The 11,677-nt window shown below is 38.1% G+C and carries 11 protein-coding genes and 1 pseudogene; 8 read left to right on the forward strand and 4 right to left on the reverse strand.

Annotated features, from left to right (window positions below):
- Window positions 1-376: 376 nt before the first annotated feature.
- Window positions 377-943: a D-glycero-beta-D-manno-heptose 1,7-bisphosphate 7-phosphatase gene (gmhB, locus tag BHE89_RS00295; RefSeq protein ID WP_069367269.1), complete on the reverse strand. Its 567-nt coding sequence runs from the start codon at window positions 941-943 to the stop codon at window positions 377-379.
- Between the two features lie 194 nt (window positions 944-1,137).
- Between gmhB and metN the strand changes: the two genes are divergently transcribed.
- From metN to BHE89_RS00330, 7 genes are all read left to right on the forward strand, one after another.
- Window positions 1,138-2,169, forward strand: coding sequence for a methionine ABC transporter ATP-binding protein MetN (metN, locus tag BHE89_RS00300; RefSeq protein ID WP_069367268.1), 1,032 nt, complete (start codon window positions 1,138-1,140; stop codon window positions 2,167-2,169).
- Window positions 2,162-2,815 (forward strand): methionine ABC transporter permease MetI, encoded by a 654-nt coding sequence (locus tag BHE89_RS00305; protein WP_023582692.1) that lies wholly within the window; start codon window positions 2,162-2,164, stop codon window positions 2,813-2,815. Before metN ends, BHE89_RS00305 begins: the two co-directional genes overlap by 8 nt.
- Window positions 2,816-2,881: 66 nt before the next feature.
- Window positions 2,882-3,697, forward strand: coding sequence for a MetQ/NlpA family lipoprotein (locus tag BHE89_RS00310; protein ID WP_069367267.1), 816 nt, complete (start codon window positions 2,882-2,884; stop codon window positions 3,695-3,697).
- A gap of 130 nt (window positions 3,698-3,827) precedes the next feature.
- Window positions 3,828-4,238, forward strand: a complete 411-nt coding sequence (gene rcsF / locus BHE89_RS00315; RefSeq protein ID WP_077885071.1) for an Rcs stress response system protein RcsF — start codon at window positions 3,828-3,830, stop codon at window positions 4,236-4,238.
- The gene (gene tsaA, locus BHE89_RS00320) at window positions 4,235-4,942 is read left to right on the forward strand and encodes a tRNA (N6-threonylcarbamoyladenosine(37)-N6)-methyltransferase TrmO (protein ID WP_069367266.1); all 708 of its coding nucleotides are present in this window, start codon (window positions 4,235-4,237) and stop codon (window positions 4,940-4,942) included. The genes rcsF and tsaA overlap by 4 nt, the downstream gene beginning before the upstream one ends.
- A gap of 478 nt (window positions 4,943-5,420) precedes the next feature.
- Window positions 5,421-7,136 (forward strand): proline--tRNA ligase, encoded by a 1,716-nt coding sequence (gene proS / locus BHE89_RS00325; protein ID WP_069367265.1) that lies wholly within the window; start codon window positions 5,421-5,423, stop codon window positions 7,134-7,136.
- A 322-nt stretch (window positions 7,137-7,458) separates the two neighbouring features.
- Complete coding sequence (locus tag BHE89_RS00330; protein ID WP_069367264.1) at window positions 7,459-7,845, forward strand: YceK/YidQ family lipoprotein; 387 nt, start codon at window positions 7,459-7,461, stop codon at window positions 7,843-7,845.
- A 308-nt stretch (window positions 7,846-8,153) separates the two neighbouring features.
- Here the strand turns inward: BHE89_RS00330 and nlpE are convergent, their stop codons facing one another.
- A complete protein-coding gene (gene nlpE / locus BHE89_RS00335; protein ID WP_077885070.1) occupies window positions 8,154-8,834 on the reverse strand; it encodes an envelope stress response activation lipoprotein NlpE in 681 nt (226 codons plus the stop codon).
- 262 nt (window positions 8,835-9,096) lie between these two features.
- Here nlpE and BHE89_RS00340 point away from each other — a divergent pair, with 262 nt between their 5' ends.
- The gene (locus BHE89_RS00340; protein ID WP_069367262.1) at window positions 9,097-9,357 is read left to right on the forward strand and encodes a Rho-binding antiterminator; all 261 of its coding nucleotides are present in this window, start codon (window positions 9,097-9,099) and stop codon (window positions 9,355-9,357) included.
- A 33-nt stretch (window positions 9,358-9,390) separates the two neighbouring features.
- Here the strand turns inward: BHE89_RS00340 and tilS are convergent.
- Both tilS and BHE89_RS00350 read right to left on the reverse strand, forming a co-directional pair.
- A pseudogene (gene tilS, locus BHE89_RS00345) lies at window positions 9,391-10,723 on the reverse strand (tRNA lysidine(34) synthetase TilS).
- Window positions 10,724-10,892: 169 nt separating this feature from the next.
- A complete protein-coding gene (locus tag BHE89_RS00350) occupies window positions 10,893-11,636 on the reverse strand; it encodes an SDR family NAD(P)-dependent oxidoreductase (protein ID WP_069367260.1) in 744 nt (247 codons plus the stop codon).
- Between the last annotated feature and the right edge of the window lie 41 nt (window positions 11,637-11,677).

The raw sequence follows: 11,677 nt of genomic DNA on the forward strand, positions 1-11,677 counted from the left end.
AAATCGAAAACTTAGCTATTCATAAATGAATTTACTTTTGTTGTTCACTCTTCAAGACTTGATACATCTAATATTTTAGAAGATATCGTCTCTGCGAGTGCCCACACAGATTGTCTGATAATTTGTTAAAGAGCAGTGCAACATTCGCTGCCGTTTCCGGTCTTCTGCGTTGTTGCGAGGAGGTGCATTCTACATCTTCCTCATTGAGTGTCAAGCGTTTATTTTCAAGGCTTTTCACTTTTTTCTTTGTTCTCTCAGTCAGTTCGCTTAGCGCCCTGTGCCGTGACAACGAGGACGCATTATAGGGAGTTTTCTGAGACTGGCAATAGTTTTTTAAAAAAAAAATGTTCGTTTGTTGGTAAATTAAACGAAGTGCCTATTTTTTGTGGCTTTTTAACCATTTTGGCAAGTCTGCAAGGCTATCGAGAACAAAATCTGCACACTGTTGTGTCTCTTCAGTTATCTCTTTTCCTGTACGAACAAGAATTTTATGACCCACTCCCGCAGCTTTTGCTGCCAACATATCTTCTTTTTTGTCGCCAACCATATAAGAAGCGGCCATATCGATGTTCAGTTGTGCTTTCGCATCCATAAACATACCGGAGGCTGGTTTGCGACAATCACATACTTTTTTATATTCTTCTATCGTGGCATCCGGATGATGAGGACAATAATAGATACCATCTAAATCAACCCCCCTATCTGCTAAAGACCAATCCATCCACTCTGTTAGATGTAAAAATTGATCTTCACTATAATAGCCGCGACCAATACCTGATTGATTAGTCACGAGCACCAAGGCATATCCCATCGCTTTTAATTCGGCCATTGCCTCAATAACGCCATCGATAAATTCAAAGTTATCAATTTCAGACACATAACCATGGTCTATGTTAATAGTTCCATCGCGATCTAAAAAAATCGCAGAAATCCCCTTGCTCACAGCATTACTCCATTTAGATATTTTTATTAGTATCGCATGTTTTTTCTTATATAGAGAATGATATCCATGGCTTTCTTTCTTTAATTACTCATCAACTCTTTTTTTATTGACTTGGACGTCTAGACGCCTTAACATCTATTTTAACTCGGGCAGAATAGTCTTTATGTCCCATATCTACTTATATAAAGAAAAACATGATTAAACTGACGAATATAAATAAAGTGTTTAAGCAGGGAGAGCGTTCCATACAAGCGCTATCAAACATTAACCTGCATGTGCCACAAGGGCAGATTTTTGGTGTCATCGGATCGTCAGGAGCGGGTAAAAGTACACTGATACGTTGTGTGAACATGTTGGAAAAACCAACTTCAGGTGAAGTGCTTGTTGATGGTCGAGATCTCACTAAGTTATCTGATAAAGAACTAACAAAAGCACGCCGCGGCATTGGCATGATTTTCCAACATTTTAACTTACTGTCTTCTCGTACAGTATTTGATAATGTGGCACTGCCATTAGAACTTGATAATACGCCTCGTGCTGAAATTAATAAGCGTGTTAATGAGTTACTTGAATTAGTCGGTTTGTCAGATAAGAAAGAGTATTACCCAGCAAACTTATCTGGTGGGCAAAAGCAACGTGTTGCCATTGCACGCGCGTTGGCAAATTCACCAAACGTTTTACTGTGTGATGAAGCAACTAGTGCACTTGATCCGGCAACAACACGTTCTATTTTAGAATTACTAAAAGACATTAACCGTCGTTTAGGCCTTACCATTTTATTAATTACCCATGAAATGGATGTCGTAAAACGTATTTGTGATCAGGTTGCTGTAATAAGTGGTGGTCAATTAGTTGAAAGTGATGCAGTGAGTGAAGTTTTCTCTCATCCAAAAACACCTGTTTCTCAGGCTTTTATCCAATCAACACTACAATTGGATATTCCTGAAGATTACAAAGAACGTTTAAAACCAGAGTGGGAGGAAGGTTTATTCCCATTGTTGAAACTTGAGTTTAACGGTCAATCAGTTGATGCACCATTAATGTCTATCGTAGCTCGTCGTTTCGACGCAGATATTAATATCTTAAGTTCACAAATGGACTATGCTGGCGGTGTGAAGTTTGGTGTGATGTTAGCTGAGTTACACGGTAAAAATGGTAATACTGAAAAGTCGATTGCATTTTTAGAAGAGCATCATGTGAAAGTAGAGGTTCTCGGTTATGTCTGAAGGAATGGTTTATTTATTAATTAGTGGGATCTGGGAAACCTTAGTCATGACCTTCGTTTCAGGCTTCTTTGGTTTTGTCATCGGGCTACCACTGGGTGTTTTACTTTATGTCACTCGTCCTGAACAAATTATGGCAAATCCACCTGCCTATCGTGTTATCTCAGCACTTGTGAATATTTTTAGGGCGATCCCTTTTATTATCTTACTTGTATGGATGATCCCTTTTACTCGTTTGGTTGTAGGAACATCTATTGGCTTGCAAGCAGCCATCGTACCATTAACTGTTGCAGCAGCACCTTTTATTGCTCGTATGGTCGAAAATACGCTATTGGAAATCCCACAAGGATTAATTGAAGCATCTCGTTCTATGGGTGCAACACCAATGCAAATTATCAAGAAAATTTTATTACCAGAATCTTTACCAGGTTTGATTAATGCTGCAACCATTACACTAATTACATTAGTGGGTTATTCAGCAATGGGTGGTGCTGTTGGTGCAGGTGGTTTAGGTCAAATTGGCTATCAATATGGTTACGTTGGCTATAATGCAACTGTAATGAATATTGTGATTGTTCTGCTCGTTATTCTTGTTTTTATCATTCAGTTTTTCGGCGATCGCTTAGTGAAGCTGACAACACATAAATAATTAGATTGAAGGTTTCAATTATTAAATCGAAACCTTTTAATTAACGGATCAAATAAGGGTAAATGTATGTCATTAAAATTTAAATCGCTCGCAGTCGTAAGTGCTTTAGTTGGCGCATTAGTATTAGCGGGTTGTGGTGAAAAAGAAAAAGATCCAAACCATATTCGTGTTGGTGTAATTTCTGGCTCTGAGCAACAAGTTGCTGAAGTCGCAAAGCAAGTTGCTAAAGATAAATATGGTCTTGATGTAGAACTTGTTACTTTCAATGACTTCGTCATGCCGAATGAATCATTAAGCCGTGGTGATATCGATCTTAATGCATTTCAACATAAACCTTATTTAGATCAGCAAATTAAGGATCGTAATTTTAAGATTACTGCAGTAGGAAATACGTTTATTTATCCTATCGCAGGTTACTCTAAGAAAATTACTGATTTAGCTGATTTACCTGATGGTGCTCAAGTAGCTATCCCTAACGATCCTACTAACTTAGGTCGTTCACTACTGTTATTAGAAAAAGTAGGATTAATTAAATTAAAAGATGGTGTAGGCTTATTACCAACTTCTTTAGATATTATTGAAAACCCTAAAAATCTAAAATTAGTAGAATTAGAAGCACCTCAATTACCACGTTCATTAGATGATCAAAAAATCTATTTAGCGGTAATCAATACCACTTATGCAAGCCAAGTAAACTTAACGCCAGCAAAAGACGGTATTTTTGTTGAAGATAAAGACTCTCCATATGTAAACATCATTGTTGCACGCGAAGATAATAAAGACAGTGAAAATGTGAAGAAATTTATTCAAGCTTACCAAACAGACGAAGTGGATAGTGCTGCAAATAAAATCTTTAACGGCGGTGCTGTAAAAGGCTGGTAATACGTTAGAATTTAACGTAATGATAAAAAAGGCGGACATTTGTTCGCCTTTCTCTTTTTTACTTGGCTAATTTGCATTAAATTAGTGCCGTTTAATTTTTGTATAGACAATAATAAAGAGGATATTACCCATGCACATGCGCTTGCTACTTATTGGCATCATGGCGCTGTTTATGACAGGCTGTTCAATGCAAAAATCATCTGATGTTGATCAGTCTAAATTTACGGATATGCGTTTAAATAAACCTGGGCAACCACAAAAACCAAAGTCACAAACTTTACCTTCAGTACGTATTGTTGAAAAAACGGAAGACCTTTTAGGTGCCCCTTTTAAAGATCTTGGCGTTGTCGCGGGAGAATCATGTCGCCAAACATTACAAGATCCACCAGCAAGTTTACCTATTGCTAAAAAAAGAATGGCAACAAAAGCAGCCTATAAAAATGCGAATGCCGTTTTGTTGCATGAATGCCAAATAGTCACAGGCTTAGGATGCTATCAATCCGCTATATGTGAAGGCACAGCACTACTCATTACAAAATGAACACCTACCAAATGAATCCTATAGGGCATATTTCTAGCCCTTATAAAGAAAAATTTGCCGTTCCACGCCAGCCTGGACTCATCCAGGATGGCGGCGGCCAACTTATTCTACATGCACCTTATAATCACCCTGATACGGTTCGAGGCTTAGCGCAATTTAGCCACCTTTGGTTGATTTTTGTTTTTCATCAAACAGCACAACAAGGTTGGCATCCTCTCGTTCGTCCCCCTAGATTAGGCGGTAACGCCAAAATTGGTGTATTTGCAACTCGCTCAACCTTTCGCCCCAACCCAATTGGTATGTCATTGGTTGAATTGAAAAAAGTAAACACAGCAAATCAGTCTGTTATTTTAGAATTGGGTAGCCTTGATCTTGTGGATGGCACGCCTATTCTTGATATCAAACCTTATTTACCGTTTGCAGAATCTCGCCCTAATGCGATTGCAGGGTTTGCACAAGAAGCGCCCAATAACGAAATGCCTGTTTTCTTTTCGCCAGTTGCAACAGACCAACTGCAACACTATGCCAATGAGTACCCTCATCTTTCACGTTTTATCACCCAAGTATTACAGCAAGATCCTCGTCCTGCTTATAAAAAAGGTGAGCAAAGTGATAGAATTTATGCCGTACACTTACTCGAATTTAATGTTCGCTGGCAAGTCAATGGACAACAGACACTTGTTCTTAGTATAGAACCGCGGTAACTTGCTATTATCTTCATTGATATTGTTATCATGAATAATCTAATCTGAGAGTCATTCTCATGTCTTTAGACAAATCAGATTGAAAAAAATGCTTTGCCTCTTTTGGCAGACCTAAGTCACTGGTAGACTAGAGCGTGTTGACCTTTGATGGTCGATTTTTATTCGAATTAAAAGCATTTTAAGCAAGGCGAGAGGTTCGCCGCCTAATGAACTAGGCTAGCGCCTCTCAACGCAGAATAAAATGAGTGAAACGTCTTTTAATCGAATCCGTAGGGCTGTTTTTATTTTTAAGTGGTCATTGTTAATGACAATCAATGCCAAGCCCAAAATAGTTGAATATGTTGCTTGTTTTATAAATTTCTTTTGCTGTAAAAATAAGCAGAAAAGATCAACACGCTCTAAAGTCTTTCCCTAATTATATTGATGTAGACTGGCGTGACAGTCAGCCTAAGTATTTTTGTTCTAATGGAACCTAATAATGCGTACTAGCCACTATTTGCTCTCTACTTTAAAAGAGACACCTGCTGATGCAGAAATTGTCAGCCATCAACTTATGCTTCGCGCAGGCATGATCCGTAAACTCGCTTCTGGTCTTTATGATTGGATGCCGACAGGGGTTCGTGTTCTAAGAAAAATTGAAAAAATTGTTCGTGAAGAGATGGACAATGCAGGATCACTTGAGATTTCAATGCCCGTTGTTCAACCCGCTGACTTATGGCTAGAAAGTGGTCGTTGGGAACAGTATGGTCCTGAATTACTGCGTTTTTCAGACAGAGGCGAGCGCCCATTTGTTTTAGGCCCAACCCATGAAGAAGTGGTTACGGATATTGTTCGTAACGAGATTACTTCTTACAAACAACTTCCACTGAACCTATATCAAATTCAAACTAAATTCCGCGACGAAGTACGCCCTCGTTTTGGTGTTATGCGCTCTCGTGAATTTATCATGAAAGATGCATACTCTTTCCACATTTCTCAAGAGTCTTTACAAGAGACTTACGACAGAATGTACGAAGCTTACAGCAAAATCTTCTCACGTATTGGTTTAGATTTCCGTCCAGTACTTGCAGATACTGGCTCTATCGGTGGTAATGCTTCTCATGAATTCCAAGTTTTAGCAGACAGTGGTGAAGATGATATCGTCTTTTCGACTGGCTCTGACTATGCAGCCAATATCGAATTAGCAGAAGCAGTCATGCCTGAAACTCCACGTGCAGCTGCAACTGAAGACTTACGCTTAGTGGATACACCAAACGCTAAAACCATCGCTGAATTAGTTGAACAATTCAATCTACCAATTGAAAAAACAGTTAAAATACTGATTGTTCATGGTACGAAAGAAAGTGGTCACTCATTAGTTGCATTATTAGTCCGTGGCGATCACGAACTTAATGAAATTAAAGCAGAAAAATGCGCTATCGTTGCAACACCTTTAACTTTCGCTACTGAAGCTGAAATTCGCCAAGCTGTCAATGCAGGCCCAGGTTCATTAGGCCCAGTTAATCTGCCACTGCCCGTTATTATGGATCGCGCTGTCTCTGTAATGAGCGATTTTGGTGCTGGTGCAAACGTTGATGGTAAACACTATTTTGGTATTAACTGGGAGCGAGACCTACCTGTTGCTGAAATTGCTGACATCCGTAATGTTGTTGAAGGCGATCCAAGCCCAGACGGTAATGGAACATTACTCATCAAACGAGGTATTGAAGTTGGTCATATTTTCCAACTCGGCACAAAATATTCAGAAGCATTAAAAGCAACCGTACAAAACGAAGAAGGTCATAACCAAATCGTGACTATGGGCTGTTATGGTATCGGTATAACTCGTATTGTTGCTGCCGCGATTGAACAAAACCATGATGCTCGTGGTATTATTTGGCCAGATGCGATTGCACCATTCCAAGTTGCTATTTTACCAATGAATATGCATCGTTCTTATCGTGTTAAAGAAGTCGCTGACAAACTTTATAACGAATTACGCGCTCAAGGAATTGATGTTCTGTTTGATGATCGTAAAGAACGTCCGGGTGTCATGTTTGCTGATATGGAACTTATCGGTATTCCACACACGATCGTGATTGGTGATCGAAACTTAGACAACAACCAAATCGAATATAAAGCGCGCCGTAGTGATGATAAATCACTGGTTAATGTTGACGATGTTGTTGCCTTTATCAAAGAGCAACTCGCTTAATCATTAGGCCTCTTATTTTATGAGGCTTGATTAATAAGTAACAAGCGTGTCCTTTCATACACGCTTGTTACTGCAATAATCATATCTCAATTACCTCTTTTTATACTTTTCCTTCCGGCTCTAGCTCCCAGAACAACGTGATATACCGCTGAGAAACACTCATTGCGACATATTAAGATCCCTTTAACACAAACCATTATCATCGCGCCGTTAGCTATTTTTTTATACTGGGAAGTTCAGAATACTCTAATAATAAATAAAATTAATATGAGTATATTATTTCGTTATATAAGCAACTATTCTAAATCACATAGGAAATGTTATGAAAAGGCTTGGAGCAATACTTAGTATTATTCTTATATTATCTGGGTGTGGGACATTAAATAGATCGAAAAGTAATAATGATTATTACCGAGGTACGAATGCTGATGTCGAAGTTATCAATGAACCTATAATTTGGTTAGTTACTTTCGGAATGTACCCTATATTCTCAATTATCAGTTTACCTGTTGATGTTGTTTTTGATACCGCCCTTCTTCCCGTTGATCATGTGATAAAAACCCAGAAAGAAAAAGCGTACTCCGAAGAGCGCAATAGACATAAACAAGAAACCGACAGTATTTCAGATGATCAGCAACAATCGGCGTTAACGCCTTCCCCTGCTCCTACTCCAACTCATGAGCGCTGGCTAGAGAACAAAACAAAATAAATTATTACTGTAATAGCATTAAAAAATAATAGGTTATTTAAAGTATATTACGAAAAGGAAATTGTTTAGATAATGCCGTAATAGGAAATTTCTTTGATCTATTAAAAATAGAGTATTTTATACTAAGTAATACTAAGTAGTTTAAAGAGATAGATGAATTAGAAAAAAGGACTTTGTGAATATATTAAAAACCTAAAATTAAAAAGACTGAGTTCAGTTCAATACTAGACTCAGTCTTTACTTAAACTAATTTAAACTGTCTAATAAACGCAAAGCTATTCATTTTATTAGAACAAAATCGCTAAAACTTAACTTCTGCCACTACGATGGTTTCCACAAGAGCCATGACGGTTAAAACGCGGTTTCTCATCAGTAACAACTAAAGCGCTATCAAATTTTCCATCTTCCATTGAAGGACGAATACTGTAATAACCATTAACTTCAAGGTAAACAGGTGTTCCACCATCAACACCCGTTGAGAAATAGCCTTTTTCCAATTCAATACCACTGGCTGCGTAAACACGCCCTGATTGACAATCTTTAAACGTACCAGCATCAGCAAAATAGGTAAATTCACCTGCAAGCTGTTTAGGCTGAACCTTAGCTAAAGTATAATTTAGTTCTGAATTAATAACGTTACCATCAATATCAAGCATGACTAATTTATCTTCACGAGGTAAATAATAGCTTTTCTCACCATAGCTATTAGTCAACGTCAGCTTATCTTTACCTAATACCCATGTTCCTGATTCAAAGAAACTACGTTTATCATCAGGTGAACCTTGATAGCTTTGCTCCATAACATAAGAGCCATCTTGATTAACAAGAATTGTCGTGTCGATACCAGAGCAATCGGCACAAGGTAGAATACTGTTGTAAGTTTGGTCTACAATTTTTCCATCCAGTGATAAGCCAATATTATTTTGGCAACCTGACAGTATAAATAACCCAGCAGCAACGGCTGCAAATAAAAATTTTTTCCCCATCATCGACTCCCTACATTCTGGGTACTTTTTAATAAATGATCATCCCTATGATTCTAGCATTTTTTAAAATAAAAGGGGGCAATAAAACGAGCTTTAAGATAAATGCACCCATAATTGTCAATTATTTATCAAATCAATTCGAATAAAGAACTATTTCAGAAAATAGTTATAATAACTATTGTGCTCACATCGAATAACAGCATAATGATTTTATTCTGAATTATTCACTGGCGGCAACACCGCCACGAAAGAGTGGTGAGGGAATATGTCAACAAATACAGAATATCAACCAATTAACTGTGATGATTATGAATATCTGGAGTTAGCATGCCAGCGTGGTTTAGCACTCCATATTGAATTACATAATGGTGAGCTTATTGAAGGTATTGCAGATGACCTTTTCTTAAGCAAGAAAGTTGAATACCTAAAAGTCAAAACATCTGAAGGCTCTAAAGATTTACGGCTGGATATCATTGCCAGTTTTTCTAATCCCGAACTTGGGACAATCACTATAAAATCGGAATAACCGAATAAAGAACAGCCGCCAACTGGCGGTTGTTCATTCATGAGCCGCTTGCCACTCAATAGTCATAGCATGTTCTGATGTTGCTTTTCCCTCAACAGTAACAAATGTATCAATAGCTGCAATTAACGTATCATTATAATAAATCAAAGGTATCCGAGTCCTACGCCAAGGTGCAACTTCAAGCTCTTGCCAAATCTTTTTTACTATGCCGAGCGTGCTCGCGCCCGACAATACGCAAAGATGCTTGCGTTAAACCAAAACGCACGGTGACTTTTTCATCACTTAAAGGCTTTCTGATGGTGTTTTTCCCTGTTTCCGCGACAAGTGATAGGATCCCTAATCCACTAGGTAAATATAAAGGCTTATCGAGCGACCACTCAATAGCGTGATCAACAGGCTCTTGGATGATTGGAACTAAATAAAGACGCTGTTTATAACGTCTAACTTCATCTTGATAAAATTGTAATCGAGGCTCTGCATCTTCTTTTGCTAAAGCGACTTCTTGCCATAATCGTAAGATTTGTTGTCTTGATGGCATGGTTTTATTCTGTTTAGCAAACCAGCGCCGTAGTAAAGCATTGCGCTTAATAACACTACAATGGGCAAGTTTATTAATATCTAAACTGTGCTCACTTCCCATTAAACCAGTCAGTTCTGAATCTAACAGTTCGTCCAGCAATGCTTCTTGTTCACCACACAACGCTGCACTTCGAGTTACCGCTTGTGAAAAATGTGACCAACGTTGAGTGAGTAAAGGCATTACACGCAATCGTAAAAAATTGCGATCATAACGATCATCTTGATTACTATCGTCCTCTATCCAATCTAGCCCTTGTTCAGTCGCATAGGATTCGATTTGCTCACGCGTAATATTGAGTAATGGTCGAAGTAAATAGCTCTTTTCAAATACCATTTTTGCTGGCATTGAAGAAAGTCCAGCTGGACCGCTACCTCGCTTTAAAGCCAGTAAAAAAGTTTCGGCTTGATCATCTTGATGTTGAGCTGTCACTAACACTTGTTGTGGCTGTAAATATCGACGAAAGGCTTGGTAACGCGCCTCTCTAGCTCCATTTTCAAGACCACCTTCTTTAGGATCAACATTCACTTTTTCACTGATAAAATCGACACGCCATTGCTGACAACACTGTTTACAATGGACAAGCCAATCATCTGCTTTGGTATTTAATCCATGATGAATATAAATAGCCGTTAATGCTAAAGGTAATTGAAATTCATCACGCAAACGTACAAGTCCTTGTAATAAAACGGTGGAATCGACACCGCCACTAAAACCTACCAAAATTTTAGTGTAAGGATTAATTTGTTGTTTGATTTCTTTAAGAAGTAAGCCGTATTCTTGTCTCATTGTGCTGTCATTTATCAGTGATTTCAGATGATTATGTTAAGCTTTTCTACCTGATTTTGCACGAATACAACCTAGTCCTGAAAAATGAATACGAAATTTAAGCGATTGTATTACTCATGAATAAAAATAAGGCGGAATAAACACCATTCTGCCTTAAAATAAACACGATTTACGCAGTAAAACCACCATCGACCAAATAAGAGGCACCAGTGACAAACGAAGCAGCGTCACTCGCCAAAAATACAACCACATTAGCCACTTCTTCTGGTGTACCAAGGCGACCAATAGGATGTAAGGCGACAAGTTTTTGCTTATCTAATTCACGCCCTTCCAATAAAGGAGTATCAATATAACCGGGGCAAACTGCATTAACACGAATACCTTTGCTCGCATAATCAATAGCAAGTGTTTGTGTCAGTAATTTAACGCCACCTTTTGAGGCACAATAGGCAGGAAATTCGTGTTGACCAACAAAAGAGCAAATCGAACTACAATTAACAATTACCCCTGTTCGTTTGTTTTTCAGCCAATATCGAATGGCTGCACGATTAATCAGAAAGAGTCCGTTAAGATTAACATCTAATACCCCTTTCCATTTTTCATAGTCTAATTTGTCTGCGATGTTATCGGTCAAAACACCAGCATTAGCAAAAATGAAATCCAATCGCCCATATTTATTGGCTACATAATCAATCAGCTGTTCATTCTCTTTTTCACTTTTCACATCCATTTGTATAAATTCACCAGAAAGTCCCTTTTCTTTAAGGTATTTTTCTGCTTTTTGCCCTCGAGCTAAATTACTGCCCGTAATAATAACTGATGCACCTAAAGATAAAAATCTTTCCGCAGAAGTTAAGCCAATCCCACTATTACCACCTGTAATAATCCCAACTTTACCATTAAACGATATCATCGTGTTTTCCTCTCAAAAAGAAGTAAATGCTCCTATAAAAT

The organism is Shigella sp. FC1967 (assembly GCF_001743005.1).
In the GTDB taxonomy this organism is placed as follows: Bacteria; Pseudomonadota; Gammaproteobacteria; order Enterobacterales; family Enterobacteriaceae; genus Proteus.

Bases quoted from the DNA above. Each gene is read 5' to 3' on its own strand.
- metN (WP_069367268.1), top strand. From the start codon at position 1,138: ATGATTAAACTGACGAATATAAATAAAGTGTTTAAGCAGGGAGAGCGT.
- BHE89_RS00305 (WP_023582692.1), top strand. From the start codon at position 2,162: ATGTCTGAAGGAATGGTTTATTTATTAATTAGTGGGATCTGGGAAACC.
- BHE89_RS00310 (WP_069367267.1), top strand. From the start codon at position 2,882: ATGTCATTAAAATTTAAATCGCTCGCAGTCGTAAGTGCTTTAGTTGGC.
- rcsF (WP_077885071.1), top strand. From the start codon at position 3,828: ATGCACATGCGCTTGCTACTTATTGGCATCATGGCGCTGTTTATGACA.
- tsaA (WP_069367266.1), top strand. From the start codon at position 4,235: ATGAACACCTACCAAATGAATCCTATAGGGCATATTTCTAGCCCTTAT.
- proS (WP_069367265.1), top strand. From the start codon at position 5,421: ATGCGTACTAGCCACTATTTGCTCTCTACTTTAAAAGAGACACCTGCT.
- BHE89_RS00330 (WP_069367264.1), top strand. From the start codon at position 7,459: ATGAAAAGGCTTGGAGCAATACTTAGTATTATTCTTATATTATCTGGG.
- nlpE (WP_077885070.1), bottom strand. From the start codon at position 8,834: ATGATGGGGAAAAAATTTTTATTTGCAGCCGTTGCTGCTGGGTTATTT.
- BHE89_RS00340 (WP_069367262.1), top strand. From the start codon at position 9,097: ATGTCAACAAATACAGAATATCAACCAATTAACTGTGATGATTATGAA.
- BHE89_RS00350 (WP_069367260.1), bottom strand. From the start codon at position 11,636: ATGATATCGTTTAATGGTAAAGTTGGGATTATTACAGGTGGTAATAGT.